The following is a 26,622-nucleotide window of genomic DNA, read 5'->3' as shown; positions in this document are numbered from 1 at the left end:
CATTTTGATGATAGCGGGCCGCGGCCGACAGCGCCTGGAGTCCGGCGGCCATCGCGCGGCCGGTAGCGCTGCTATATAACTTCCGGATGCTCGAAAAGCTCCCCGACGCGATCGGCCACGCCTTGCATGGCGTGCGTGCCGGCCTCGAAGAAATCGCTTTCAACGCGATCGGACTGCGTGCCGGCATGGGCGCGATCACGGTCAGCAGCCTGGCCTTCGCCGACCACGCGCCGCTGCCCGAGCGCTACACGGCCGATGGCGCCGGCCGCTCGCCGCCGATCGACTGGATCGGCGTGCCGGATGACGCCGCCGCGCTGGTGCTGGTGCTGGTGCTGGTGGTGGAGGATGCCGATTCGCCGACGCCGCATCCGTTGGTACATGCCATCGTGGTCGACTTGCCGCCTGCCGACGGCAGCCTGCACGAATCCGCGCTGCCGAGCCCCGACCACGAAGGCAGCGGCGTTCACGCCGGCCGCAATTCCTACCTGCAGGCGGCCTGGCTGCCGCCCGATCCGCCGCCCGGCCACGGTGTCCACCGCTACGCCTTCCAGGTGTTCGCGCTCGGCACGGCCCCCGCCTTCTCGACCAATCCAGGTCGCGACGAGGTGTTCGAGGCGCTGCGCACGCATGCCATCGCCAGCGGCCTGCTGATCGGCACCTGCGAGCGGCACGACGGCTCGATCAAGCTGGCGGAAAGAGCGCCGACCGGCTCGCTGGTTGCCGGCTGAGGCCAGGCACGCGGGAGCCGGTTCAGGGCAGCGGCTGCGTATAGGCGGTGTCCAGCGGCAGACGCGACACCTCGGCCAGCAGCGCGGCCAGCTGCGTGGCGCTGGCATCGACCAGCGCCCGGCCTTTTTCCGCGGTCGCGGCGGCGGCATTGCCGGCCGCGCCCTCGGGGTTGTAGTCCTCCATGGCCCAGCCGAGCTTGGCGCTGCGGCCATTGCCGAGAATCGCGTAGTCGGCGGCACGCTGGCGTGAGGTCGAGCCGAAGTCGCGGGCCGCGGCCATCGTGACCTGCCCGGGGGCCAGCGCCAGCATCATCGAGGTTTCCATCTCGCCGGCATGGACGCCGAAGCGGTGCTCGTCGGCGCTGAACTGCGCCCCGGCCGCGCCGAGCGGCAGGTTGAACCAGCTGGCGCTGTAGACGATCAGGCCGTGCGCCGCGCGCAGTTCGCGCGCCACGATGTCCATGGCACCCGAATGCCCGCCATGGGCATTGAAGAGCACCAGCTTGCGCAACCCGGCGCGCGCGACACCGGCGCCGATCTCGCTCCAGAGCCGGATCAGCGTGCCGGAGGACAGCGTCAGCGTGCCGGGAAAGCGGGCGTGCTCGGGGCTCAGGCCGATCTGCTGGGTCGGCAGGAACAGCACCGGCAGCTCGGCCGGCAGCAGCGGCAGCGTGGCGGCGACGATGCCGTCGGCCAGGGTCGAGTCGACCCCCAGCGGCAGGTGCGGGCCGTGCTGCTCGGTGGCCCCGAGCGGCAGCACCGCCACCGTGGCGGCGGGGTCGAGGGCGGCGAAGTCGCGGGTCGTGAGCTGGGACCAGAAGCGGCTGGCAGGGGCGGTCATGCAGTGATCTTAGAGCCCCCACGCTCATCACTTCGTGTATTCGCTGCCCCCCGAGGGGGCGCAGGCCGGCTTGGGGCGGCCCGGCGCCGACCTCGGAGGCCTGTTCAAGGCGCCGGGACGGCGGCGAACTTGAGCGCGAGGAAATCCACCAGCGCCCGCACCCGCGCCGGCACGAAGCGGCCGCTGGGCAGCAGCGCGTGCAGCGGATAGGGATCGGTGTCCCAGTCGGGCAGCAGGTGCACCAGGGCTCCGTTGGCCACGTCGCGCTGCAGGTCGAGCTCGGACTTCAGGGTGATGCCGCGTCCGGCCAGTGCCCATTCGCGGGCCAGCGAAGCGTCGTCGACCACCCGGTCGCCGTCGACGCGGACCTCGGTCCAGTGGCCGTTGCGACAGAAGCGCCAGAGCCGCTGGCGACGGCCACCGCGGTGGAAGGTCAGGCAGTTGTGCTGCAGCAGGTCCTGCGGCGTCTGCGGCGCCGGATGGCGCTGCAGATAGGCGGGCGATGCGCACAGCGCGGGACGCGAATCGGCGAGCCGCCGCGCCACCAGCCGCGAGTCGGCCAGCGGGCCATAGCGCAGCGCAAGGTCGACCTCGTCGCGCGTGACGTCGAGCGGGCGGTCGCCGACCGAGAGCGCCAACTGCAGGCCCGGGTGCAGGTCGAGGAATTCGTCGAACCAGGGCAGCAGCGTCACCCGCGTGAGATCCGACGGCGCCGCGACACGCACGGTGCCGACCAGCGCGCCGCGATCGGCCAGCACCAGCGATTCGCCTTCGGCCAGCAGCTCGAAGGCGCGCACCGCGTAGTCGAGCAGGGTCTGGCCCTGCGGCGTCAGGCGCATGGCCCGGGTCGAACGCTCGAACAGGCGCGCGCCCAGTTGCGCCTCCAGCCGCTTGAGGGTCGCGCTGGCCGCCGCCGGCGTGATGCCGAGCGCCGAAGCGGCCGCGGTGAGCGTGCCGCCCCGGGCGGTGTGCACCAGCACCTGCAGGTCGGCGATATTTTCAATCTTCATTTGAAAGTGAAGCTTCTATTTGCAGTCTTATCAATCTCTGGTTGGGACTCTACATTTCTCCCAMTGCAACGATCAAGGAGATCCCATGAAAGCCGTCGGCTACCGCCAGTCCCTGCCCATCGACAACCCCGCCGCGCTCGAGGATCTCGAACTGCCGGCCCCGACGCCCGGCGCCCGCGACCTGCTGGTGCGCGTGAAGGCGATCTCGGTCAACCCGGTCGACACCAAGGTGCGCCGCAATGCGCCCCCCGAAGCCGGCCAGGCTAAGGTGCTGGGCTGGGACGCGGTCGGCACGGTCGAAGCGATCGGCCCGGCGGTGACGAAGTTCAAGCCCGGCGACCGGATCTACTACGCCGGCTCGATCGTCCGGCCCGGCGCCAACAGCGAACTGCATGCGGTGGACGAGCGCATCGCCGCGCTGGCGCCCCGAAGCCTCGGCGACGCCCAGGCCGCGGCGCTGCCGCTGACCACGATCACGGCTTACGAACTGCTGTTCGACCGCCTGCGCGTGCCGCAGGGCGGCGGCGCCGGCCAGACCCTGCTGGTGGTCGGCGGCGCCGGCGGCGTGGGCTCGATCCTGATCCAGCTGGCGCGCCAATTGACGCAGCTTCGCGTGATCGCCACCGCCTCGCGCGCCGAAACGCGGGCCTGGTGTCTCGCGCTGGGTGCCCACGCGGTGATCGACCACGCCAAGCCGCTGGCCGGCGAACTGAAGGCCGCGGGCATCGGCGAGGTCGACTTCGTCGCCAGCCTGACCCAGACCGACAGGCACTACGCCCAGATCATCGAGAGCCTCAAGCCCCAAGGCCAGATGGCGGTGATCGACGACCTGCCGGTGCTCGACGCCATGGCGCTGAAGGCCAAGTGCCTCTCGCTGCACTGGGAGATGATGTTCGCGCGCTCGAAGTTCGAGACGCCCGACATGGCCCGCCAGGGCGAATTGCTCGCCGAGGTCGCCGGGCTGGTCGACGCCGGCCGCATCCGCACCACCGCCAATGCCAGCTTCGGCATCATCAATGCCGCCAACCTGCGCCGCGCCCACGCGCTGATCGAGAGCGGCAAGGCGCAGGGCAAGGTGGTGCTCGAAGGGTTCTGAATGCGGCCGGCCGCCGCGGGCGCTACTGCGGCTTCTTGCGGACCTTCCAGACCGCGTTGCCGACGTCGTCGGCAACCAGCAGGGCGCCGCTCCGGTCGAGGGCGACGCCCACCGGACGGCCCTGCGCCTTGTCGTCGGCGCTCAGGAAGCCGGTCAGGAAATCCACCGGCAGGCCGCTGGGCCGGCCGCCGATGAAGGGCACGAACACCACCTTGTAGCCGGCCAGCGGATTGCGGTTCCAGGAGCCGTGCTCGCCGATGAAGGCGCCGCTGGCGAACTCGGGCGGCATGCCGCGCGGGCTCGAGAAGGCGATGCCCAGCGGCGCCCGGTGCGAGCCCAGTGCGTAGTCGGGCACCAGCGCCTTGGCCACCCTGTCGGGGCGCTGCGGATTCACTCGCGGGTCGACATAGCCGCCGAAGTAGCTCCAGGGCCAGCCGTAGAAGGCGCCGTCCCTGACCGAGGTCAGGTAGTCGGGCACCAGGTCGCTGCCGAGCTCGTCGCGCTCGTTGACCACCGCCCACAACACCTGGGTGTCGGGCTCCCAGGCCATCGCCGTGGGATTGCGCAGCCCGCTCGCGAACAGCCGTTTCTCGCCGCTCTTCGGGTCGACCTCCCAGATCGCGGCCCGCCCCTCCTCGGCGTCCATGCCGTTCTCGGCCACGTTGCTGTTGGAACCGACGCTGACGTAGAGCTTGGTTCCCTCGCGGTTGGCGACCACATGCTTGGTCCAGTGGTGGTTGATGCCCGCCGGCAGGTCGGTCACCTCGACCGGCGTCGCCGTGATCGTGGTCTGGCCCTCGGCATAGGGGACCTTGACCAGCGCATCGGCATTGGCGACGAAGAGCTCGTTTCCCACCAGCACGACGCCGAACGGCGACCTGAGGTTCTGCATGAAGACCTGCCGGAGCTCGGCAACGCCGTCGTTGTCGGCGTCGCGCAGCAGCGTGATCCGGTTGGCGCTCGCCACGCCGGCGCCGGCCCGCTTCTGGACCCATTCGGCAGCCTTGGCCCGGATCCGGGCGACCAAGCCGCTGCCGCCGTCGCCCCCCTCGGGCTTGGGCGGCGCGTCGCTCTCGACCACCAGCACGTCCCCGTTGGGCAGCGTGTAGACCATGCGCGGGTGGTCCAGCCCGCGGGCCAGGGCCGTCACGGCGAAGCCTTCGGGCGGCGTCGGGCCCGCGGTGTCGGTCCAGCCCACGGCGGGCGCGATGTTGACGGTGGGCAGCAGGCTCATGCTGGGCGCCGGCAGGCTCGGCGCCGGGCCGGTCTCGGCCTCGAGCGGCAGCCGCGCCGTGTCGCCGCAGGCGGCCAGCAGCAGCACGGCCGCGACCGGCGCGAGCAGCGACAGCCGCAGGAAAATCGGTGGCGTCATGGTGGAAGTCCTTCAGGCGGGCGCCGAATCGATGGCCCCGGGGCCGATCATGCCCAAGGCGCGCCGCCGCCCGTTGTCGGCTGGGGGCGCTTTCGGGTGTGAGCCCACCCCCGCCCGGCGCGCCGCTACCATCGAGCCATGACCGACGACCTGTTCCGTTCCGATGCCTACCTGCGCGACTGCGAGGCCCTCGTGGTGGGCGCCGACGAGGGCGGCATCCGGCTCGACCGCACCGTCTTCTATCCGATGGGTGGCGGCCAGGCTGGCGACAGCGGCCGCCTGCGGCTGGCCGACGGCCGCGAGATCGCGATCGCCGACACCCGCAAGGCGAAGGATGCCGAGGGCAAGCCGACCGACCTGATCCTCCACGTGCCGGCGCCGGGCCAGGAATCCCTGCTGGACGCGCTGCAACCCGGCGACCGCGTGACCGCATCGATCGAATGGGAGCGGCGCCACAAGCTGATGCGCTTCCATACCGCCACCCACCTGCTGTGCCACCTGGTGCCGCAGCCGGTCAACGGCTGCTCGATCACGCCCGACTACGCCCGGCTCGACTTCCACATGACCGAGCCGCTCGACAAGGAGGCCCTGACAACCGGCCTGGCGCGCCTGGTGGCCGAGGCCCACCCGCTGGCGGTCGGCGCCATCAGCGATGCCGAGCTCGACGCCAACCCGGCCCTGGTCAAGAGCATGAGCGTGCAGCCGCCGCGCGGCACCGGCACGGTCCGCACCATCCGCATCGGCGACGGCGCCGGAACCATCGATTTCCAACCCTGCGGCGGCACCCACGTGGCCAACACGCGCGAGATCGGCGCCGTGGTGGTCACCAAGATCGAGAAGAAGAGCGCCAACAGCCGGCGCGTGGTGCTGGGATGGGCCGAATGAGCGTCGCCCGGCCGCCCGAAGGCGCTCGCACCGCAGTACGAAGCACGGAGCTCACCTTTTGAGCCGGGCCGGAACTTCGCCCCGGCGCGCCGCTCGGACTGAAGGCATGTCCTTGCTTTCCCGTTTCCGCTTCGCGGCCATTCTTTGCGCCGGCCTTGCGGCCTGCCTGCCGGCCGCGGCGCAATTGGCGTCCCGCGTCGGCCCCGTGGTCACGACCCCGCACGTGCGGGCCGAACTCGTCGCCCATGCGCCCGACGGCGTTTCGCCCGGGGCGCAAGTCTGGGTCGGCCTGCAGATCGCGCACCAGCCGGGCTGGCACACCTACTGGAAGAACGCCGGCGACTCCGGCCTGCCGACCGAGCTGGCCTGGTCGCTGCCGGCGGGCGTTTCCAGCGGCGACATCGCCTGGCCGGTGCCGCGCAAGATCCCGATCGGCAACCTCGCCAACTACGGCTACGAGCACACGGTGCTGCTGCCGGTGCCGCTCACCGTGGCGCCCGATTTCAAGCCGCAGGCCGCGCCCACGGGCAGCCCGGCGCTCGAAGTCAGGCTCAAGGCCTCGTGGCTGGTGTGCAGCAAGGAGTGCATTCCCGAGGACGGCGAGTTCCAGCTCAAGCTGCCGCTGCAGGGCTCGACGGCGCTCCACAAGGCGGATTTCGACGCCGCCTTCGCGGCCCAGCCGGCGGCGCTGGCGCAGTCCGGGCGGATCACCGTCGAGGGCGACAGGCTGCAGGTGCGCCTCGAAGGCCTGCCCGCCGCGGCGCAGGGCAAGACCCTGGAATTCTTCCCCGAAACCGCCGAAGTGATCCGTACCGCCGCCGTGCAGGGCAGCGACTGGACCCAGGCCTGGCAGGGCGATGCCTGGACCGCCAGCGTGCCGCTGGCCGAACAGCGCAGCGCCAGCCCCTCCGTGATGCCGGTGGTGGTGGCGCTCGCCGAGGCCGACCGGCAGCCCGGCCAACCGGTCGCCTGGCGTGCCGAGCCGCCGGTTTCCGGCGCCTGGCCGACCATCGCAGCCCCGGCCCAGGTGTCGCCGGCGCTCAAGGCCGCGCTGGCAGCCAACGCCGGCACCGCCCCCCCGCCACAGCCATCGGTCGGCTTCTTCGCCGCCTTGCTGGGCGCGCTGATCGGCGGCCTGCTGCTGAACCTGATGCCCTGCGTGTTCCCGGTGCTGGCGATCAAGGTGCTGGGTTTCACGCGCCACGCCGACGACCGCCGCGCCCACCGGCTGGCCGCCCTGGCCTACACCGGCGGCGTCGTCCTGTCCTTCCTGGCCCTGGGCGGCGCGATGCTGGCGCTGCGGTCGGCCGGCGCCCAGCTCGGCTGGGGCTTCCAGCTGCAATCGCCCGTGGTGGTGGCAGCCCTGGCGGCCCTGTTCACGCTGATCGGCCTCAACCTGGGCGGCGTGTTCGAGTTCGGCCGCATGGCACCGGCCTCGCTCGGCGCCGTGCAGGCGCGCCATCCGCTGGCCAACGACTTCCTGTCGGGTGTTCTTGCGGTGGTGGTCGCGTCGCCCTGCACCGCACCGTTCATGGGGGCCTCGCTGGGCTTGGCGATCGGCCTGCCCGCCAGCCAGGCGCTGCTGATGTTCGCGGTGCTCGGCTTCGGCCTCGCCCTGCCTTACCTGGCGGCCGGCTTCGTGCCGGCCGTGGCGCACCTGCTGCCCAGGCCCGGCGCCTGGATGAACACCCTGCGGCGCCTGCTCGCGTTCCCGATGTTCGCCACCGTCGCCTGGCTGGTCTGGGTGCTGGGCCAGCAGAGCGGGATCGACGGCGCCGGCGCCCTGCTGGGGCTGCTGGTGTGCCTGGCGGCGATCGCCTGGAGCCTGACGCTGCGCGGCCGTACCCGGCTGGTGCTCGCCAGCCTGACGATCGCCCTCGGCGCCGTGCTGGCGAGCGCCATCGGCGGCCATGTGCTGCGACCGGCGGAGCCCGTCGCCACGGCGGCGGTGGGGCAGCGCTGGCAGCCGTGGTCGGCCGAGCGCACGAACGCACTGCTGGCGGCCGGCCAGCCGGTGTTCGTCGACTTCACGGCCGCCTGGTGCGTGACCTGCCAGTACAACAAGCGCAGCACGCTGGCCGACGCCGAGGTGATGGCCGATTTCGATGCCCGCAAAGTGGCGCTGCTGCGCGCCGACTGGACCCGGCGCGACCCGGCCATCACCGAAGCGCTGACCGCGCTGGGGCGCAGCGGCGTGCCGGTCTACCTGCTGCAGGCGCCCGGCAAGCCGCCCGTGGTGCTGACCGAAATCCTCGGCAAGAATGAACTGCGGGAGGCACTGGCACGGCTTTGACCCCGCCCCTAACGGCTTGTCACACGGACATGAAGAATCCGTTCTAAGCTGTCGCGGTTGTTGAGTATTTATCCAAAGGAGTCCAAGCCGACCATGTCCACATCGTCCTCTTCAGGCTCACGTTCCTACCGTGCGGCGCGCGATGCCCGCGCCGCCCTCAGCCGCGCCTCCCGGCGCGCCATCATGACCGCAGCGGTGGCGCTGGGCGCCACCTTCCTGATGAACGCGCAGGCCGCCGCCGCGCCCGCGGTCGGCCAGCCGGCGCCGGATTTCGTCGCCGTCGACACTGCCGGCGCGCAGCACCGCCTGTCGGATTTCGCCGGCAAGTTCGTGGTGCTCGAATGGACCAACCCGGGCTGCCCCTTCGTCGGCAAGCACTACGGCAGCGGCAACATGCCCGCCTCCCAGAAGGCCGCCACCGCCAAGGGCGTGGTCTGGCTGGCCATCAACTCGACCGAGCGCGGCCACGGCGACTACCTGAAGCCGGCGGCGCTGGCAGACTGGATGAAGGCGCAATCCGGCGCCCCCACCGCGGTGCTGATGGACGAGGACGGCGTCATCGGCCGCGCCTACGGAGCCCGCACCACGCCCCACATCTTCATCGTCGACCCCAAGGGCACGCTGGTCTATGCCGGCGGCATCGACAGCATCCCCTCGGCCCGCGCGGAGGACATCAAGACCGCCACCAACTACGTCAACCAGGCGCTCGGCGAAGCCTTCGGCGGCAAGGCGATCAGCGCCGCAGCCACCCGCCCGTACGGCTGCTCGATCAAGTACAAGACTTGAGGCCGGCCGGGGCGGGGTGGCCCCTGCGACAATCGCAGGATGCCTTTCGCCCCCCTGAAGAACGACACCTTCCTGCGCGCCTGCTGGCGCCAGGCCACCGACCACACGCCCGTCTGGCTGATGCGCCAGGCCGGGCGCTACCTGCCCGAGTACCTCGCGACCCGCGCCAAGGCCGGCAGCTTCATGGGCCTGGCCACCAACGTCGACTTCGCGACCGAGGTCACGCTGCAGCCGCTGGAGCGCTTCCCGCTCGATGCCGCGATCCTCTTCTCCGACATCCTGACGGTTCCCGACGCGATGGGGCTGGGCCTCTCTTTCGAGGCCGGCGAAGGCCCGCGCTTCGCCCGGCCGGTGCGCGACGAAGCCGGCATCGCGGCCCTGGCCGTGCCCGACATGGACAAGCTGCGCTACGTCTTCGACGCCGTGGCGTCGATTCGCCGCGCGCTCGACGGCCGGGTGCCGCTGATCGGCTTCTCGGGCAGCCCGTGGACGCTGGCCTGCTACATGGTCGAGGGCGCGGGATCGAGCGACTACCGGCAGGTGAAGAYGCTGCTCTACAGCCGTCCCGACCTGATGCACCGGCTGCTGGCGGTCAATGCCGATGCCGTGGCCGCCTACCTCAACGCGCAGATCGATGCCGGCGCCCAGGCCGTGATGGTGTTCGACAGCTGGGGCGGTGTCCTGGCCGATGGCGCCTTCCAGGCCTTCAGCCTGGCCTACACCCAGCGCGTGCTGTCGCAGCTGAAGCGCGACGGCGCCGATGGCAGGCCGGTGCCCCGCATCRTCTTCACCAAGGGCGGCGGACTCTGGCTCGAGGAGATGCAGCCGCTGGACTGCGAGGTGCTCGGGCTGGACTGGACCGTCAACCTCGGCCGCGCGCGCGCGCTCGTCGGCGAAGGACCGCGCGGCAAGGCCCTGCAGGGCAACATCGACCCCAACGTGCTGTTCGCGCAGCCGCGGCAGATCGAGGACGAAGTCGCCAAGGTGCTGCAAAGCTTCGGCCGGCCGCACACCGACCCCGCCAGCACCGGACCGACGCACATCTTCAACCTCGGTCACGGCATCAGCCAGTTCACGCCGCCGGCGCATGTCGCTGCGCTCGTGAATGCGGTGCATTCGCAGTCACGCATGCTGCGTGATTGAGCGTTCTGTTATGAGTTGTAAGTGTCGAGAACGCCTCACAGGCGTTTGTCAAGCGCCAAAAGCGTAAGGAGGGACTGACTTATGCACAAAACGACTGCTGCGGTGCGCAAAACCTTCTGACCTTTGTCAAGGCTTGCTCCTAAAGCGATAGCGAAGCTAAGTTGTTGATTCATATAGGATTTGAACTTTGCTTTTTTTGCGGGCATTCCAGCGGGAGCCTTGATTTTCAAGGGCTGGCGACGTGTCGAGCCCTGATATCAACAAAGTTATCCACAGAAACTCTGGATGTCCCGCAAAGCGCTGAAAAATCAACGACTTAAGCCGTTTTGCTCCACTTCTCTTTAACAAACCTGCCTAGTGGGAAGCTGCCTTGACTTGGTGCATCGACGTCGCCGTTCAGACTCCGGCGCACAGTGCACTAGGGGATGTACTTAGCTACAAAAGCCCCGCCGCTGTGGCGCCGGGCGCACTGGTACGGGTGCCTTTGGGCCGCCGCGAGGTGCTGGGAGTCGCCTGGGCGGCCCGCGGCCCGGACGACGTCACGCCGTCGGCCATGGAACTCAAGTCCTTGGCCGGTGTGCTGGACGCCTTGCCGCCGCTGGGCGAGGCCTGGCGCGACCTGGTCGCCTTCGCGGCGCGCTACTACCAGCGCTCGCTCGGCGAGATCGCGCTGGCCGCCCTGCCGCCGCAGCTGCGGGACCTGAGCGCGGTCCAGCTGGCGCGACGGCTCAAGCGCCAGGGCGGCCCTACGGCGCGCACCGGCGGCGCGGACACCGTGGCGCCCGCGGTGGCGCTCACCGCCGAGCAGACCGCCGCGCTGGCCCGCTTCGAGGCCGAGCCCGGCCCTTTCCTGCTGTTCGGCAGCACCGGCAGCGGCAAGACCGAGGTCTATTTGCGCAGCGTGGCGGCATTGCTCGAGCGCGAGCCCGATGCGCAGGCGCTGGTGATGGTGCCCGAGATCAACCTGACGCCGCAGCTCGAAGCCCGCTTCAAGGCGCGCTTCGGCGCCGATGCGGTGGTCTCGCTGCACAGCGGCATGACCAACCCGCAGCGGCTCGCGAGCTGGCTGGCGGCGCACGGCGGCGCGGCGCGCATCGTGCTCGGCACCCGGATGGCGGTATTCGCCTCGATGCCGGCACTGCGGCTGATCGTGGTCGACGAGGAGCACGACCCCAGCTACAAGCAACAGGAGGGCGCGCGCTACTCGGCCCGCGACCTGGCGGTGTGGCGCGGCCGGCGTGAGGGCGCCAAGGTGATCCTCGGCTCGGCCACGCCCTCGCTCGAGAGTTGGCACCGCAGCCGGCCGGCGGAGGGCACGGATGCCGGCGGCAGCTACCTGCGGCTGGCGATGCCCTCGCGCGTGGGCGCCGGCGCGCTGCCCGCGGTGCGGCTGGTCGACATGAACCTGCAGCCGCCGAAGACCGTGCTGTCCGGCGCGCTGCTCGAGGCCATCGGCCAGCGCATCGCGCGCGGCGAGCAGAGCATGGTGTTCCTGAACCGGCGCGGCTACGCGCCGGTGCTGACCTGCGGCGACTGCGGCTGGAAGAGCGAATGCCCGCATTGCAGCGCCTACCGCGTGTTCCACAAGATCGACCGCACCCTGCGCTGCCACCACTGCGGCTTCACCGAGCGCGTGCCGCGCGCCTGCCCGGCCTGCGGCAACCCCGACATCGCGCCGGTCGGCCGCGGCACCGAGCGCCTGGAGGAGCACCTGGGCGAACTGTTCGCCGCGGTCCGGCGGCCCGACGGCAGCGCGGTGCGCATCGCCCGCATCGACGCCGACAGCACGCGCAAGCAGGGGGCGCTCGAATCGCAGCTCGCCGCCGTGCACGCTGGCGAGGTCGACGTGCTGGTGGGCACGCAGATGATCGCCAAGGGCCACGATTTCCGCCGCATCACGCTGGTCGCGGCCGTCAACCCGGACGGCGCGCTGTTCTCGAGCGACTTCCGGGCGCCGGAGCGGCTGTTCAGCCTGCTGATGCAGTCGGCGGGCCGCGCCGGCCGCGATGCCGCCTACCTGACGGCGCAGGAAGCCACCGCCGAGATGTGGATCCAGACTCACCATCCGCAGCACCCGCTGTTCGCGGCGCTGCGCCGGCACGACTACGCGGCCTTCGCCGAGGGGGAGCTGAAGGAGCGCGCGCCCGCCGGCATGCCGCCCTTCGCCTTCCAGGCGCTGCTGCGGGCCGACGCGCGCACGCAGGAAACCGCGCAGGCCTTCCTCAACGCCGCCAGTGCCGCGGCCGACGCGCTGCCGGGCGCCGACCGGGTCACGCGCTATCCGGCGGTGCCGCTGACGATCCAGCGGGTGGCGAACGTGGAGCGGGCGCAGATGCTGATCGAGAGTGGTTCTCGCGCGGCCCTGCAGCGGCTGCTGGCGCAATGGCAGCCGCTGCTGCACGCTCTGCGCCGCCAGCCCGAGGGCAAGGGCGTGATCCGCTGGCTGGTCGATGTGGATCCGCAGAGCATCTGAGCCCCGCAGCGGCGTCAGAGCAGGCCGACCGGCTCCTTGCCCATCTCCACGTATTGAAGGCCGGACCGGCGACGTCGCACGGTCACGGGAAGCAGAAAGAGCAGCGGGCTCGGCAAGATCGCCGCCAAGGCGGCGCCGGTCCCGAGCGAACCGGCGAACCACAGCCAGCCGATGCCGGCCAGCCATGCCATCCAAAGCACCCCGCGTGTCAAAGTCGTCATGCCACTCTCCCGGTCCAGGAAGCCACTGTAGCAGCGCTTCTGAGTACCGAAGCATTAGTCGAAAGCAATATTGCACGAAATTCGGATCTGAAACGACCGGCGGCAGGAAATACTCTGCAACAACGGTTGACTCTGCGCCGGCGGGCTGGACAAGCTATCGACGCGGCAGGGCTCAGTCCGGGCTCCTGCGAAAGGCTCATCCGGTGAAGTCGCTCTTGAGGATTTTGTGCTTCCTTGCCCTCAGCGGCATGGTCGCCAGCGTGCCGGCAGCCACCCTGGAGCTCGAGGGCAACCGCCTGCTGGTCAGCGGCATGCTCGACGGCAGTGCGTTCAAGGAGTTCGAATCGCAGCTGGCCAGTGGCCGGGTTCGCACCGTGGTCTTCGAGAACGCGTTGGGCGGCTCGGCCGAGGTTGCCGGCGACTACGCGCATGCGATCCGGGCCGCCGGCGCCAACACCGAGGCCAAGGGCCAGTGCCAGGCCGCCTGCGCCTTTGCCTTCCTGGCGGGCAAGGAACATCGCTTCGGCCGCGGCTTCCAGGTCAACGCGCTGCTGATCCCGGTCGCCAGCCGGCCCCGCCCCGGCGAACTCGCCAGCCGCTGGAGCGGCGAGGACGCTCAGCGGATGCTGGCGGAGTTCATCGCCCCGGCCGGCGAACCGGCGGCCGCGGCAGCGGCCGAGCCGGCCGCCAAGGACCGGTGGCAGCCGAACCAGGGGGTGCTGTTCACCTCGTCGCCGACCCTGTTCGGGAAGGTCTACAACACCTTTTATTGCGACGGCACCCAGGGACGCGACCTGTCACGTTGCGAGTTGCTGTCCGACGCCGATCCACACAAGCTGGGCGTCCTCACGCCCTGACCCAGACCGCGGCCAAGGGGAAGCTGAAGAAGGCCAGGGCTGTGGTCCACAGGATGATGCGGGCGATGCGCCCAGCCGCATAGCCTCCGGCTATCAGGGGGCGAAGAAGGGAACGGCAACAACGAAGATCTGCAGCACGCAGCGATTGCGCTTGGCGCCGCCGGCCATCCCGGCCTGCGGGCGCCCTAGCACACTCCGGCGACCCGGCGCGCGCGGTGCCCCCCGTATCATTGCCCGTTTGCGCCTTCCGTTCCCGCACCTCCATGTCTTCCGGTCTCAATCTCGCGCAACAAGAAGCCGTCAACTACATGCACGGCCCCTGTCTGGTCCTCGCCGGCGCTGGCTCGGGCAAGACGCGCGTGATCACCCACAAGATCGCGCGCCTGATCCAGGCCGGCCTCGAACCCAAGCGGATCGCGGCCATCACCTTCACCAACAAGGCGGCCTCCGAGATGCGCGAGCGCGCCAAGGGCCTGATCGGGCGCGACGCCAGGCACGTGGTGGTCTGCACCTTCCACGCTTTAGGCGTGCGCATGATGCGCGAGGACGGCGCGGTGCTGGGGCTGAAGCCGGCCTTCAGCATCCTCGACAGCGACGACGTGACGAAGATCCTCAAGGATGCCGGCGGCACCACCGATRCCGCCACCGCGCGGATCTGGCAGTGGACCATCAGCAAGTGGAAGAACATGGGCCTCAACGCGGCCCAGGCCGAGGCGCTGGCAGCCGACGACAACGAGCGCATCACGGCCCGCATCATGGCGCGCTACGAGGAGCGGCTGGCGGCCTACCAGAGCGTCGACTTCGACGACCTGATCGGCATGCCGCTGAAGCTGCTTCAGCAGCACGACAAGGTGCGCGCCAAGTGGCAGGCGGCGCTCGGCCACGTGCTGGTCGACGAATACCAGGACACCAACGCCACCCAGTACGAGGTGCTGAAGGCGCTGGTCGGCGAGCGCGGCCGCTTCACCGCCGTGGGCGACGACGACCAGTCGATCTACGGCTGGCGCGGCGCCACGCTCGACAACCTCAAGAAGCTGCCGGTCGACTACCCGAACCTCAAGGTCATCAAGCTCGAGCAGAACTACCGCAGCACCAGCGCGATCCTGCGCGCGGCCAACAACGTGATCGGCCCGAACCCGAAGCTGTTCCCGAAGACGCTGTTCAGCGAACTCGGCGAGGGCGAGCCGGTGCGCATCGTCGATGCCGACAGCGAAGCCCACGAGGCCGAGCGCACGGTGGCGCGCATCCAGAGCCTGCGCGCCGGCGACGCCACCGCGCAGGGCCCGCAGTTCAAGGAGTTCCGCGACTTCGCGATCCTCTACCGCGCCAACCACCAGGCCCGGGTGTTCGAGCAGGCGCTGCGCCGCGCGCAGATTCCGTACAAGGTCTCGGGCGGCCAGAGCTTCTTCGACCGCGCCGAGATCAAGGACCTGTGCGGCTGGTTCCGGCTGTGGGTCAACAACGACGACGACCCGGCCTTCCTGCGTGCCGTGACCACGCCCAAGCGCGGCGTCGGCCACACCACGCTGGCCAGTCTCGGCACCTTCGCGAGCCAGTACAAGCTGAGCCTGTTCGAGGCGCTGTTCAGCCCGTCTCTGCCGAGCGTGATGCCCAAGCGCGCCCAAGAGGGCCTGCACGAGTTCGGCCGCTACATCAACGACCTCGAATACCGGGCCCGCCGCACCCTGGGCGCCGAGGATGCGCGCGCCTTCCTGGCCGAATGGCTCAAGGAGATCGACTACGAGAAGCATCTCTACGACGGCGAGGACAGCGAGCAAGCCGCGGCCAGCCGCTGGACCAACGTGATGGAGTTCTGCGACTGGATGTCGCAGCGCTGCGGCGGCCAGATCGACGACGCCTCGGGCGCCACCGTCGAGAGCGAGCGCAAGAGCCTGCTCGAAGTCGCGCAGACGATCTCGCTGCTGTCGACCATCAGCGAGCGCGAGCAGGACCAGAACGTGGTCACGCTGTCGACGCTGCATGCCTCCAAGGGCCTCGAGTGGCCGCACGTGATGCTGGTCGGCGTGACCGAAGGCCTGCTGCCCTTCAAGCTCGACGACGACGGCGGCCGGCAGGAGAAGATCAGCGACGACACGCTGACGCGGCTGCAGGAGGAACGCCGGCTGATGTACGTGGGCATCACGCGGGCCCAGCGCAGCCTGGCCGTGAGCTGGACCAAGCGGCGCAAGAAGGGCCGCGAGATGGTCGCCGCGCAGCCGAGCCGATTCATCGCCGAGATGGCGCTCGACAAGAAGACCGCCAAGGAAGACCCGCGCGAGAAACTCAAGGCGCTGCGCGCCGAGTTCGCGCGCAAGGTGCAGGACAACGCCGCCGCAGCAGCAGCGGCCGCCTCGGCGCCATGAAGTGGCTGCGGACGGCCGGGCTCGCTGCCGGCTTGATTGCAGTGGCCGCCGCCGCGCAGGACGCCCCCAAGGGCGCGCCGGCGCCCAGCGCCGCGGCCTGCCCCGCCAGCGCATCGGAGCTGCCGCTCGCGGCGCTGTTCGGCACCTGGGAAGCGCGCATCGACGGCCAGAAGGGCGTCGCAAAAGTCAAGCTCGACCCACATCCCGACTACGCCGGCGTGCGCGGCACAATCAGCCGGGGCGGCGACGGCGCTCCCGCCACCGTCTCCCAGCTGGCGGGTGACATCGACGACGACGGCATGCTGAGCCTCGACGAATCGCTGGACGGCCGCGCCATCAGCGGCGTCTGGCTGGGCGCGCTGGAAGCGGCGTCGTGCGGCCGGGAGTTCAAGGGCATCTGGCGCGATGCCGCGAGCGACAGCACCCATCCCTTCGTACTGAACAAGACTGGCAATTCGGCAACCGATCGATGAATCAACGCATTCTGTTTTTCACCGCTCTCTTCGCCGGAATCGGCGCCACCGCTGTGCAAGCCCAGGCGGTGGACAAGCCGCCCAGCCCCCTGGCCGAATCTCAACTGACCTGGCAGCAGTGCCAGCGCCTCGCGGGCAGCGACAACAAGGAAGCGCGGCTCGCCTGCTTCGATCGCTGGGCCCAGCAGCAGACCCTGCCGGCCGCGGCGGTGCCGCCGGCGCCGCCGGTGCTGGCCGAGACGCAGCCGCCCGTGGACGCCACGGTGCCGGCCACGCGCGTGATCACCCTCACCACCGAGGACGGCTGCCGCGACCGCCAGTACTCGCCGCTGTCGCGCTTCTGGGAACTCGAGGCCGGCAGCAACTGCGGCACGCTCGGCTTCCGCGGCTACCGGCCGCTCAGCGTCGGCGTCGGCGTGGCGGCCCGGGAGCCGGAAACCCCGACGTCGCCGGCGCCCAACCACACCGGCGTCGACCGGCCCTACCAGGCCCAGGACATGCGCATCGGCCTGTCGGTGCGCACCAAGCTCGCGCAGGGCCTGCTCACCGGGGACGACCCGAGCAAGAAGGACGGCCTCTGGTTCGCCTACTCGCAGGCCTCGACCTGGCAGGTGTTCAACGAAGATCTCTCGCGCCCCTTCCGCACCACCGACCACGAACCCGAGCTGATCTACAGCTACCCGACCGATTTCAAGCTCGGCGGCGGCTGGCGCATGCGCTACACCGGCCTGGGCCTGGTGCACCAGTCGAACGGCCAGGACTTGCCGTATTCGCGCAGCTGGAACCGGGTCTACCTGATGGGCGGCGCCGAGCTCGGCGACAAGTTCGTCGTCACCGGCCGGGTGTGGAGCCGAATCTCCGAGAATTCCGCGGACGACGACAACCCCGACATCACCAAGTACCTGGGCCACGCCGAGGTGCGCGGCGCCTGGCAGATCGACCGCCTGAACCAGGTCGGCGTGGCGGTGCGCGGCGGCAAGGGCGCGGTCCGGCTCGAGTGGCTCAAGGCGATCGGCGACCCGGTCAAGAGCAACCTGCGCTTCCAGGCCCAGCTGTTCTATGGCTACGGCGATACGCTGGTCGACTACAACCGCAAGCGCACCGTGTTCAACGTGGGCTTGGCGCTGGTCGACTTCTGATCGGGGGGCGGGCGAGGCCGCGACGACAATGCCGCCATGACGCCCACTTTGCCCACCCTGTCGCTGCTCGAAACCCGTGTGCTGGGGGTGCTTGCCGAGAAGCAGCGCACCGTGCCCGACAGCTATCCGCTGACACTCAATGCGCTGGTCGCCGGCTGCAACCAGAAGACCAGCCGCAACCCGATCCTGGAGGTGACGGATGCCGAGGCGCAGGCGGCGCTCGACAGCCTCAAGGGCTACAGCCTGGTGTCGGAGACCAGCGGCGGGCGAAGCTTCCGCTACGCCCACAACATCGACGGCGTGCTGCGCATCCCCTCGCAGTCGATCATCCTGCTGACCGTGCTGATGCTGCGCGGCCCGCAGACCGCGGGCGAACTGCGCATCGCCTGCGACCGGATGCACAACTTCGCCGACATCTCGGCGGTGGAGGGTTTTCTGGACGAGATGGCGGAACGGCCGGCGGGTGCGCTGGTCGTGAAGCTGGCGCGGCTGCCGGGTGCGCGTGAAAGCCGCTGGGCGCATTTGCTGAGCGGAGCGCCGGCGGAGGATGCGGGCGGTGGTGCCTTTGCAGGGCCGGCGGCGGGCGCAGCAGACGTGTCGCTGGGCGAAGTCGCGGCGCTGAAGGCCAATGTGGCGCGGCTGGAGGCCGAAGTCGCGGGACTGAAGGCCCTGGTGGCGCGGATCTGTTCCGAACTGGGGATCGAGGCCGGAGGCCGCTGAGTTCCCGCCGAACTCACTCCAGCTTGATGCCCGCCTTGGCAATCACGTCGCGGGACCTCTGGTTGTCCACGTGCGCGACGCTGCCGGTGCCCGAGGTGGCGAAGCCCATCGGCTTGGCCTTGGCAGCTTTCAGGAAATCGGCCCAGGTCTTGTACGGCGAGGCTTCGTTGACCAGCAGCACCATGGGCGCTTCCACCGCGAGGGCGATGGGCGTCAGGTCCCGGCCGGATCTCTTAGGCGCCGTACGTGCTTTGCGAAAAATGTATGATGCGCATCATGCGAAACACGAAGCACAAGGTCAGAGCAGCGGCCAAGGAAGCCTCGCACGAGCGCATCGTGTCCGTCGCTGCGCGGGCGATCCGTCGTAGCGGCTACGACGGTACCGGAGTCGCCGACATCATGAAGGAGGCCGGCCTGACCCATGGCGCCTTCTACGCCCATTTCGCATCGCGCGAAGCCATGTTGGCAGAAGCAGCGAATCGGGCGTGCGCCGAGTCGGCCGCCGTCGCGGCGAACGTCGTTGCCAGCGTGCCGGCCGAGCAGGCTTTGGCATCCATGCTTCGCACCTATCTCTCGAGGGAGCACCTGGAGCATGTGGAGATGGGGTGCCCCCTGGCCGCGCTGGGCTCGGAGACGCCTCGCCAGGCACCCGAAGTCCGCCGAGCAACCACCCGGCATGTCAAGGAAATGATTGATCTTGTCGCCCGTCAGTCGCCTGACTGGGGGCAGCCCGGTGCCCACGAACGCGCACTCGTGACCGTCTCCACCATGGTGGGCACATTGCTGTTGGCCCGTGCAGTCGACGAGCCCGCGCTCTCGGACAGCCTGTGCGAGGCCGCACTGAAGCATCTGGCCCCCGCCTGAATCCACTGAGACACGCTGCCTGTTCGCTCGCCTAGAAATATGATGATCATCATTCCAAATGGACATGACGCCCTTCAAGCGCGCCCTTGTCCTTCTGTTTGGCAGCGCACCCCGCATGCCGACGCGTCCCGAATCCCACACGCCGAAGGAGAAACGTCATGAACTTGAACAGCAAGGTTGCCCTCGTGACGGGGGCCTCCTCGGGCATCGGCGAAGCGACCGCGCAGCGGCTTGCGATGGCCGGCTACAAGGTATACGGCACCAGCAGACGTGGGGGCCAGGCAGGCCGACGATCGTTCGAGATGTTGCCCCTTGATGTGACCCGGGACGAGTCGGTCGAAGCTGCGGTCCGGAAGGTCATGCAACTGGAAGGCCACATCGACCTTCTCGTCAACAACGCCGGCTTCGGGGTCGCTCCAGCCGGAGCGGAAGAGAGCTCGATCGAGCAGGCCCAGTCGATCTTCGATACGAACTTCTTCGGGATGGTCCGGATGACCCGGGCCGTCGTGCCGCATATGCGCCGCCAAAGGGGTGGGCGCATCATCAACATCGGCTCCGTGCTGGGTTTCCTGCCAATGCCCTACATGGCGCTGTATTCCGCCACCAAGCATGCGGTCGCGGGCTATTCGGAATCGCTCGACCATGAACTGCGCACGATGGGCATCCGCGTCTCAGTGGTCGAGCCCGCCTACATCAATACGCCGTTCGACGCGAACTTGTTGAAACCCGATGCTTCCCTTGAGGTGTATCGCGAAGTCCGCGCGGGCGTGGAGAAGCGGGTCAAGGAAGTGCTGGTGGGTGCTGATGGGCCTGACGTCGTGGCCGAAATCGTGTTGAAGGCGGCCAAGGCGGTTCATCCGAAGATCCACTACGCCCCCGGCCTCGCCAGCCGCATGCGCCTGCTGCGCAGGTTTGCGCCTGCCCGCGTGCTCGATGCAGGGGTTCGAAAAGACCTGCGGCTCGGCGCATAGGCAGGAACAAGGAAGAACCATGAAAGCATTTGTTCTCGATCGATACGGCAAGAAAGGTGCGCTGCGGTCGGCAGACATGCCGACTCCGGAATTGCGCGATGACGAGGTCTTGGTCCAGGTCCACGCCGCTGGCGTGAACCTGCTGGACGCCAAGATCAGGAATGGTGAGTTCAAGCTCATCCTGCCCTATCGCCTGCCCCTCATCCTGGGCCACGACGTGGCAGGCGTCGTGGTCAAGGTCGGACCCCGCGTGCGGCAGTTCAAGCTGGGCGACGAGGTCTATGCGCGGCCGGATGATTTTCGGATCGGTACCTTCGCTGAATTCGTTCCCGTCAAGGAAGCTTCCCTGGCGCTCAAGCCCAAGGGTCTCACGATGGAAGAAGCCGCTTCCATTCCCCTGGTGGCTTTGACGGCTTGGCAGGCACTGATAGCGAAGGCCGACCTGAAGAAGGGGCAGAAGGTCTTCATTCAGGCTGGCTCCGGCGGCGTAGGCACTTTTGCCATCCAGTTGGCCAAGCATCTGGGCGCAACCGTTGCCACGACGACGAGCACGACCAATGTCGCGCTCGTGAAGAGTCTGGGCGCAGACATCGTCATCGACTACAAGACGCAGGACTTCGAGGATGTCCTGCGCGACTATGACGTGGTCCTGAACAGCCAGGACGGCAAGACACTCGAAAAATCCCTCCGCGTGCTCAAGGGCGGCGGGAAGCTCATCTCCATCTCCGGACCGCCTGATCCCGAATTCGGCAAGGAAAGCGGGGCACCCGGGTTCGCGAAACTGGTCATGCGGCTGCTGAGTTCGGGAATCCGACGAAAGGCAAAGCGCCGCGGGGTCAGCTTTGCGTTCCTCTTCATGAAGGCGAACGGGAGCCAACTGCGCGAGATCACCCGCCTCTTCGATGCTGGCGTCATCCGCCCCGTGATGGACCGGGTCTTCCCGTTCGAGTCAACCAACGAGGCCATGGCCTACGTCGAAGCAGGCCGCGCAAAAGGCAAGGTCGTCGTCAAGGTGAGATAGAGCGGGCGGGTTCGGTGTCCCGGCGGCCCGGCTTCGCGCTCAGCCCTTCACGCACACCACCTGCTTCAAGGTGTGGACGACTTCAACCAGGTCCTTCTGCGCCTCCATCACCGCATCGATGTTCTTGTACGCGGCCGGCGTTTCGTCGATCACGTCCTTGTCCTTGCGGCATTCGACGCCTTCGGTCGCCGCGCGGTGATCCGCCAGCGTGAAGCGGCGCTTGGCCTCGCTGCGGCTCATCACGCGGCCGGCGCCGTGCGAGCAGCTGTCGAAGCTGTCCGCGTTGCCCTTGCCGCGCACGATGTAGCTGCGCGCGCCCATGCTGCCGGGAATGATGCCCAGTTGCCCGGACTTTGCGCTGACCGCGCCCTTGCGGGTGACGTAGACGTCCTCTCCGAAGTGGCGTTCCTTCTGCACGTAGTTGTGGTGGCAGTTCACCGCCTCGATGTGGCTCTGGAAGCTCTTTCGGATCACCGTCTTCGCGGCCTCGATCACGCGCTTCATCATCAGCTCGCGGTTGATGGCCGCGAACTTCTGCGCCCAACCCACCGCGCGCACGTAGTCGCCGAAGTAACGGCTGCCTTCCTCGAAGTAGGCGAGGTCGCGGTCGGGCAGGTTGACCTGGTGGCGCATCGCGTCCTGCCTGRCCAGCTCGATGAACATCGTGCCGATGAAGTTGCCCACGCCGCGCGAGCCCGAGTGCAGCATGAACCACACGAACCCCGCTTCGTCCAGGCAGACCTCGATGAAGTGGTTGCCCGTGCCCAGCGTGCCCAGGTGCTGGATGTGGTTGGTCTTCGCCAGCTTCGGGTAGTCGCGGCACAGCGCGGTGAACTCGGGTTCGAGTTGCGCCCATGCGGTATTGACCGAGCCCGGCGCCTTCTGCCACGCGCCCGGGTCGCGCGCGCCGGGCGAGCGGCCGTGCGGCACGGCGCGCTCGATGGCCGAGCGCAGCGGGGCCAGGTTGTCCGGCAGGTCTTCGGCCACCAGCGTGGTCTTGCAGGCGATCATGCCGCAGCCGATGTCCACGCCCACCGCCGCCGGAATGATCGCGCGGAGGGTCGGGATCACCGAGCCCACGGTGGCGCCGATGCCGAAGTGCACATCGGGCATGGCCGCGATGTGCCTGAAGACGATGGGCAGGCGCGCAGCGTTGGTCAACTGGCGCTTGGCCGCGTCTTCGACCGGCACGCCGCGCGTCCACATCTTGATGGGCACGCCGCCGGGCACGTCTTCGTGGAGGCAGTTGGTTTCCATGGTGTTCTTGCATTGTTGAGCACGATGGGGCTCGAGCCCGTGTCACTGCGAGGAACAGGGGTTTGATCGAGCGGCAATGCGGCATTGATGCCCATTGGCTCGACCAGGAAGGCCTCGGACTTCTTCCGCGATCTCTGTCCGCGTAGCGCATCGCCGCGATCCATGACGGGCCCCGGCTCGATCTCGGTTTGAGTCACCGCCTGAGGCAGTTCCTCAACTCAGGCAGCGCTTGACCCTGAGGGACGGTCGCACAGCGCCCGAGCCGTGAAGACATCGGCGCAACAAACAAAACGCCCCAGGACCCGAATCGGGCACTGGGGCGCTTGAATATCTGGTGGCCTGGGGCGGAATCGAACCACCGACACGCGGATTTTCAATCCGCTGCTCTACCAACTGAGCTACCGGGCCTTGGTGTGCAGCCCGCGATTATACAGCGCTTCTGCGCCCTCTCGAAAGATCGACGCCAAGTTGCTTCAGTTTTCGATACAGGTGGGTGCGCTCGAGACCGGTCTTCTCGGCCACGCGCGTCATCGAGCCGTTCTCCATCGCCAGGTGGAATTCGAAGTACGCCTTCTCGAAGCCATCGCGCGCATCGCGCAGCGGGCGGTCGAGATCGAAGCTCTGCGTCGACTGGGGGCCCAGGTCGGCCGCCGGCAGCGCCGGCGCGGCCGGCACCAGCGCGCTGTCGCCGACCGTGGTCACGACCGCGGCGAAACTGCTCGACGGCGGCACCACGCTGGCAGCGGCACGGCGCGCGCTTTCGCGCGCCAGCCCCTGCTCGACCGCCTTCAGCAGCTTCTGCAACGTGATCGGCTTCTCGAGGAAGGCGAAGGCACCGATGCGCGTGGCGTCGACCGCGGTGTCGATCGTCGCGTGGCCGCTCATCATGACCACCGGCATGCTCAGCAGGCCGGCCGCCGACCACTCCTTGAGCAGCGTCACGCCGTCGGTGTCGGGCATCCAGATGTCGAGCAGGACCAGGTCGGGGCGGGCCCGCTGTCGCGCGGCGCGCGCCTCGGCCGCGTTCTCGGCGAGTTCCACGTTGTGGCCTTCGTCATTGAGAATTTCGAAGAGCAGGTCCCGGATGCCCAGCTCGTCGTCGACCACGAGGATGTTTGCCATGTGTGCTTGAGTGTGCGCGTTGTAGTTAGAGTGATCGGTCCGTTTGCCGGGTCCACTGCCGCGCGCGGCAAGCGCTCAGATGATGGATGACTTCGAATCTTCGGTGTAAGCGGCCGCTACCTGCGGCTGCGCTGCAAGCGCGAATGATAGCGAGACTTGCGCCCCAGCCACAGCCCCATCGACCAGGCGGTTCGAAAGTTCGATCCGGGCCCCGTGCTCGTCGGCGATCTTCTTGACCACCGCCAGGCCCAGCCCGGTGCCCTTGGCCTTGGTCGTGACGTAGGGCTCGAAGGCCCGCTTGAGGATGTGCTCGGCAAAGCCGGGGCCGCTGTCCTGCACCGTGAGGCGCACCCGCTGGCCCGATTCGCCGAGGCGGGTGCGGATCACGACCTCGGCCGGCTGCCCGGTGCGCCCGGCATTCGCCTCCGCCGCATCCTGGGCGTTTTGCAACAGGTTGTGAATGACCTGGCGGATCTGCTGCTCGTCGGCCCGGATCGGCGGACAGCGCGCGTCGAGTTCGGGCCGCAAAGCCACCGGCRCATTCTCGGCCGGATAGAGATGCAGCACATCCAGGATCAGACCGTTCAGGTCGACCGGCCGGAGATCGGCCGCGGGCAATCGCGCGTAGTCCCGGAATTCGTTCACCAGCCGCTTCATCGCGTCGACCTGGTCGACGATGGTCTTGACCGACTTGGTCAGGATCGCCTGCTCAGGCTGGGCGACCTTGCCCGAGAGCTTCATCTCGAGCCGCTCGGCCGAGAGCTGGATCGGCGTCAGCGGATTCTTGATCTCGTGGGCCAGCCGGCGCGCCACCTCGCCCCAGGCCTGCGCGCGCTGGGCCGAGACGATCTCGGAGATATCGTCGAACACCAGCAGCCGCTCGGCGCCCGGCAGTTCGGCGCCGCGCGCCACGATGTTGATGGTGTCCTGGTCCATGACGTCGCCGCCCGCGTGCAGCTCGAAGGCGTGCTGCCAGTGATCGAGGCCGTGCTGGAGCCGTTCGACCTCGAAATCGTCGAATTGCTGCTGGACGTTCTGCGCGAACTCCGTCAGGCCCGGCACGTCGGACAGCCGCTGGCCTTCGAAGGCCGCCAGCGGCGCCCTCAACACCCGCGTCGCGCCGGGGTTGGTCGAACGGATGAAACCCTGGGCGTCGAGCACGATCACGCCGGAGGTGAGGTTGTCCAGGATGGTCTGCAGGTTCGAGCGGGCGGCGTCGAGCTCGCCCATGGTCTTCTCGACCGCGCCGCGCGCATCGGCGAGCTGCTGCGTCATCATGGCGAAGGAGCGCGTCAGGCCGCCGAGCTCGTCGCGGCCCTGCAGCACCGCAGTGGGCCGCAGGTCGCCGCCGGCCACCTGCCGCACGCCGTCGGCCAGCACCAGCAGCGGCCGGGCCAGCTGGGTGCCGAACAGCACGGCCAGCAGGACGGCGCCGAACACCGCCAGGAACAGGGTCAGCGTCAGCGTGCCGATGTACATGCGGCGCAGCCCCTCGCGCGCCAACGCCCGCTCCTGGTACTCGCGGTTGGCCTCCTGCACCGCCAGCGCGTTGCTCACCACGGCCGGCGGCAGCGGCTGGGTGATCTGCAGGAAGCGCGGCTCGGTGTTGAACTCGAAGCCCTGGCTCTGCACCAGCGCCAGCGCCCTGACGCTGGCGACCGGCGCCGGCGCGCCCGGCGCCGAGCTCTCGTCGAGGCCTTCGATGTGCGCGACCGCGCGGTCGGCCCGCACCTGCCGCAACTGCTGCGGGGTCGGCCGCTCGGGGCTGAGCTGGAAGCGCGACGCGCCCGCGCTGGCCACCAGCTGGCCGCTGCCGGTCCAGAGGATGACATCGGTGGCGCCCAACTGGTCCCGGATGCGCTCGAGCACCAGCCCGGCGCGCGTGTCCGGCACGTTGGCCAGCTGCGCACTGGCGGTGCGCGCCTTGCTCGCGAGCTCGTCGGCCAATGAATCCAGCGTGGCGCGTCCGAGGTTCAAACCGGCGTCGAGGGCGCCTTCGACCTTGACGTCGAACCAGCTCTCGATCGAACGGGCGACGAACTGGTAGGAGACCACGTACACCAGCAAGCCCGGCACCACGCCGACCAGCGCGAAGATCATCGCCAGGTTGATCAGCAGCCGGCTGCCGAACTTGCCCTGCCGCAGTCGCCGCAGCAGCCGGAACGCGACCCATCCGATGACGATCACCAGCACGGTCGCGACCACCACGTTGATGCCGAACAGGCGGGTGTAGTTGCGCTCGTACAGGGCGCGGTTGTTGGTGGCCTGTGCCAGCAGGAACATCAGCACCAGGCCGATGGCCGTGACCAGCGCGGCCACCACCCCGATCGCCCAGCGGATGGCGCGCGAGCGCCGCGCCGCCGGCGACGCCCGAGGGGTCGCCCGCAGGTTTGTGCTCACTTCGATTTCTCCAGCGGAAGCCGGACGCTCTTTTCGACCGAGATGTTCCAGTCGGTCTGGCCGACCGCACCGATCTGGAAGGGCCGGGGCAGCTGCGAGGTGTCGAGCCGGAAGCGGAAGCTCACGGGGTGGGTGGCGTCGTCACCGATTTCGGCCAGGTCGCCCAGCCGCAGCCGACCGACCCGGCTGATGGCCTCGAGGGCATCGGCGAGGGTGTCGAAGTTCTGGTTCAGCGAGACGCCGAAGCCGGAGTTGGTGATGGGCACGGGGGATACGTTGAGACGCCATCGGCGGGTCAGGGGCTGGTAGGCCAGCCGCATGTAGCGCGCCGCCTGAGCCATTTTGAGATCGGTCCAGTACCAACGTTCCCGGTACAGCTCGGCCTCGGCCACGAAATAGATCGCGATGCCCTTTTCGAGCACCTCCTCGACCACCGGCGGCAGCTCGAACTGGACCTGGGCCGTGAGGTAGACGCCGTCGTCCGCCTGCTCGAGCCGCAGATGGGAGATCGAGGGACCACGCGAATCCGCCCAGGCGGAGCCGGGCAACCAGGCCGATAGCACCCAGACCAGCATCAGGAACGCGGC

25 protein-coding genes and 1 tRNA gene are annotated in these 26,622 nt (G+C 69.0%); 15 read left to right on the top strand and 11 right to left on the bottom strand.

Going from position 1 to position 26,622, the window contains the following annotated elements; genetic code table 11:
- The first annotated feature begins 86 nt into the window (after nt 1-86).
- Nucleotides 87-728 (top strand): YbhB/YbcL family Raf kinase inhibitor-like protein, encoded by a 642-nt coding sequence (locus AC1D2E_RS11410; RefSeq protein ID WP_478197510.1) that lies wholly within the window; start codon nt 87-89, stop codon nt 726-728.
- 22 nt (nt 729-750) lie between these two features.
- Here the strand turns inward: AC1D2E_RS11410 and AC1D2E_RS11405 are convergent, their stop codons facing one another.
- Nucleotides 751-1,569 carry a creatininase family protein gene (locus AC1D2E_RS11405; RefSeq protein WP_478197509.1) on the bottom strand — a complete coding sequence of 273 codons (819 nt, stop codon included), beginning with the start codon at nt 1,567-1,569 and terminating at the stop codon, nt 751-753.
- A gap of 104 nt (nt 1,570-1,673) precedes the next feature.
- Nucleotides 1,674-2,579 carry a LysR family transcriptional regulator gene (locus AC1D2E_RS11400; RefSeq protein ID WP_478197508.1) on the bottom strand — a complete coding sequence of 302 codons (906 nt, stop codon included), beginning with the start codon at nt 2,577-2,579 and terminating at the stop codon, nt 1,674-1,676.
- 85 nt (nt 2,580-2,664) lie between these two features.
- Here AC1D2E_RS11400 and AC1D2E_RS11395 point away from each other — a divergent pair, with 85 nt between their 5' ends.
- Nucleotides 2,665-3,675: a zinc-binding alcohol dehydrogenase family protein gene (locus tag AC1D2E_RS11395; RefSeq protein ID WP_478197507.1), complete on the top strand. Its 1,011-nt coding sequence runs from the start codon at nt 2,665-2,667 to the stop codon at nt 3,673-3,675.
- 22 nt (nt 3,676-3,697) lie between these two features.
- Here the strand turns inward: AC1D2E_RS11395 and AC1D2E_RS11390 are convergent, their stop codons facing one another.
- Nucleotides 3,698-5,047 carry a PQQ-dependent sugar dehydrogenase gene (locus AC1D2E_RS11390; RefSeq protein WP_478197506.1) on the bottom strand — a complete coding sequence of 450 codons (1,350 nt, stop codon included), beginning with the start codon at nt 5,045-5,047 and terminating at the stop codon, nt 3,698-3,700.
- A gap of 138 nt (nt 5,048-5,185) precedes the next feature.
- Between AC1D2E_RS11390 and AC1D2E_RS11385 the strand changes: the two genes are divergently transcribed.
- From AC1D2E_RS11385 to hemE, 4 genes are all read left to right on the top strand, one after another.
- On the top strand, nt 5,186-5,932 hold the full coding sequence (locus AC1D2E_RS11385) for an alanyl-tRNA editing protein (RefSeq protein WP_478197505.1): 747 nt from the start codon (nt 5,186-5,188) through the stop codon (nt 5,930-5,932).
- A 106-nt stretch (nt 5,933-6,038) separates the two neighbouring features.
- Nucleotides 6,039-8,225, top strand: coding sequence for a protein-disulfide reductase DsbD family protein (locus AC1D2E_RS11380; protein WP_478197504.1), 2,187 nt, complete (start codon nt 6,039-6,041; stop codon nt 8,223-8,225).
- Nucleotides 8,226-8,318: 93 nt separating this feature from the next.
- Nucleotides 8,319-9,011 carry a redoxin domain-containing protein gene (locus AC1D2E_RS11375; protein ID WP_478197503.1) on the top strand — a complete coding sequence of 231 codons (693 nt, stop codon included), beginning with the start codon at nt 8,319-8,321 and terminating at the stop codon, nt 9,009-9,011.
- A 39-nt stretch (nt 9,012-9,050) separates the two neighbouring features.
- The gene (hemE, locus tag AC1D2E_RS11370; RefSeq protein WP_478197502.1) at nt 9,051-10,154 is read left to right on the top strand and encodes a uroporphyrinogen decarboxylase; all 1,104 of its coding nucleotides are present in this window, start codon (nt 9,051-9,053) and stop codon (nt 10,152-10,154) included.
- 35 nt (nt 10,155-10,189) lie between these two features.
- On the opposite strand, the gene AC1D2E_RS11365 is transcribed toward hemE, so the two are convergent.
- A complete protein-coding gene (locus AC1D2E_RS11365) occupies nt 10,190-10,384 on the bottom strand; it encodes a hypothetical protein (RefSeq protein WP_478197501.1) in 195 nt (64 codons plus the stop codon).
- Between the two features lie 140 nt (nt 10,385-10,524).
- Here AC1D2E_RS11365 and AC1D2E_RS11360 point away from each other — a divergent pair, with 140 nt between their 5' ends.
- The gene (locus AC1D2E_RS11360) at nt 10,525-12,627 is read left to right on the top strand and encodes a primosomal protein N' (RefSeq protein WP_478197500.1); all 2,103 of its coding nucleotides are present in this window, start codon (nt 10,525-10,527) and stop codon (nt 12,625-12,627) included.
- Between the two features lie 14 nt (nt 12,628-12,641).
- Here AC1D2E_RS11360 and AC1D2E_RS11355 read toward each other — a convergent pair whose 3' ends face one another.
- A complete protein-coding gene (locus AC1D2E_RS11355) occupies nt 12,642-12,848 on the bottom strand; it encodes a hypothetical protein (protein ID WP_478197499.1) in 207 nt (68 codons plus the stop codon).
- A 215-nt stretch (nt 12,849-13,063) separates the two neighbouring features.
- On the opposite strand from AC1D2E_RS11355, the gene AC1D2E_RS11350 reads away from it, so the two are divergent.
- The 5 genes from AC1D2E_RS11350 to AC1D2E_RS11330 all read left to right on the top strand — a co-directional run bounded on the left by AC1D2E_RS11350 (nt 13,064) and on the right by AC1D2E_RS11330 (nt 18,400).
- On the top strand, nt 13,064-13,705 hold the full coding sequence (locus AC1D2E_RS11350; protein WP_478197498.1) for a hypothetical protein: 642 nt from the start codon (nt 13,064-13,066) through the stop codon (nt 13,703-13,705).
- 263 nt (nt 13,706-13,968) lie between these two features.
- Nucleotides 13,969-16,068, top strand: coding sequence for an ATP-dependent helicase (locus AC1D2E_RS11345; RefSeq protein WP_478197497.1), 2,100 nt, complete (start codon nt 13,969-13,971; stop codon nt 16,066-16,068).
- The gene (locus AC1D2E_RS11340; RefSeq protein WP_478197496.1) at nt 16,065-16,541 is read left to right on the top strand and encodes a hypothetical protein; all 477 of its coding nucleotides are present in this window, start codon (nt 16,065-16,067) and stop codon (nt 16,539-16,541) included. Before AC1D2E_RS11345 ends, AC1D2E_RS11340 begins: the two co-directional genes overlap by 4 nt.
- A complete protein-coding gene (locus tag AC1D2E_RS11335) occupies nt 16,538-17,680 on the top strand; it encodes a phospholipase A (protein ID WP_478197495.1) in 1,143 nt (380 codons plus the stop codon). Before AC1D2E_RS11340 ends, AC1D2E_RS11335 begins: the two co-directional genes overlap by 4 nt.
- Before the next feature lie 36 nt (nt 17,681-17,716).
- Nucleotides 17,717-18,400: a YceH family protein gene (locus AC1D2E_RS11330; RefSeq protein ID WP_478197494.1), complete on the top strand. Its 684-nt coding sequence runs from the start codon at nt 17,717-17,719 to the stop codon at nt 18,398-18,400.
- A 13-nt stretch (nt 18,401-18,413) separates the two neighbouring features.
- Here the strand turns inward: AC1D2E_RS11330 and AC1D2E_RS11325 are convergent, their stop codons facing one another.
- On the bottom strand, nt 18,414-18,662 hold the full coding sequence (locus AC1D2E_RS11325) for a tripartite tricarboxylate transporter substrate-binding protein (RefSeq protein WP_478197511.1): 249 nt from the start codon (nt 18,660-18,662) through the stop codon (nt 18,414-18,416).
- A 2-nt stretch (nt 18,663-18,664) separates the two neighbouring features.
- On the opposite strand from AC1D2E_RS11325, the gene AC1D2E_RS11320 reads away from it, so the two are divergent.
- The 3 genes from AC1D2E_RS11320 to AC1D2E_RS11310 all read left to right on the top strand — a co-directional run bounded on the left by AC1D2E_RS11320 (nt 18,665) and on the right by AC1D2E_RS11310 (nt 21,256).
- A complete protein-coding gene (locus AC1D2E_RS11320) occupies nt 18,665-19,264 on the top strand; it encodes a TetR/AcrR family transcriptional regulator (protein ID WP_478197493.1) in 600 nt (199 codons plus the stop codon).
- A gap of 158 nt (nt 19,265-19,422) precedes the next feature.
- Nucleotides 19,423-20,235, top strand: coding sequence for an oxidoreductase (locus tag AC1D2E_RS11315; RefSeq protein WP_478197492.1), 813 nt, complete (start codon nt 19,423-19,425; stop codon nt 20,233-20,235).
- 19 nt (nt 20,236-20,254) lie between these two features.
- Nucleotides 20,255-21,256, top strand: coding sequence for an NADP-dependent oxidoreductase (locus AC1D2E_RS11310; RefSeq protein WP_478197491.1), 1,002 nt, complete (start codon nt 20,255-20,257; stop codon nt 21,254-21,256).
- Between the two features lie 39 nt (nt 21,257-21,295).
- Here AC1D2E_RS11310 and AC1D2E_RS11305 read toward each other — a convergent pair whose 3' ends face one another.
- The 5 genes from AC1D2E_RS11305 to AC1D2E_RS11285 form a co-directional block, all read right to left on the bottom strand.
- Complete coding sequence (locus tag AC1D2E_RS11305) at nt 21,296-22,513, bottom strand: RtcB family protein (protein ID WP_478197490.1); 1,218 nt, start codon at nt 22,511-22,513, stop codon at nt 21,296-21,298.
- A 332-nt stretch (nt 22,514-22,845) separates the two neighbouring features.
- A tRNA-Phe gene (locus AC1D2E_RS11300) sits at nt 22,846-22,921 on the bottom strand.
- An 18-nt stretch (nt 22,922-22,939) separates the two neighbouring features.
- Complete coding sequence (locus tag AC1D2E_RS11295; RefSeq protein ID WP_478197489.1) at nt 22,940-23,635, bottom strand: response regulator; 696 nt, start codon at nt 23,633-23,635, stop codon at nt 22,940-22,942.
- Between the two features lie 75 nt (nt 23,636-23,710).
- On the bottom strand, nt 23,711-26,035 hold the full coding sequence (locus AC1D2E_RS11290) for a sensor histidine kinase (RefSeq protein WP_478197488.1): 2,325 nt from the start codon (nt 26,033-26,035) through the stop codon (nt 23,711-23,713).
- Nucleotides 26,032-26,610, bottom strand: a complete 579-nt coding sequence (locus AC1D2E_RS11285; RefSeq protein ID WP_478197487.1) for a DUF4390 domain-containing protein — start codon at nt 26,608-26,610, stop codon at nt 26,032-26,034. Before AC1D2E_RS11285 ends, AC1D2E_RS11290 begins: the two co-directional genes overlap by 4 nt.
- Nucleotides 26,611-26,622 lie beyond the last annotated feature (12 nt).

It is taken from the genome of Variovorax sp. P1_H2 (genome assembly GCF_056405295.1).
Note: the sequence above shows the minus strand (reverse complement) of the source record. Positions and strands in the feature narration are given on the sequence as shown.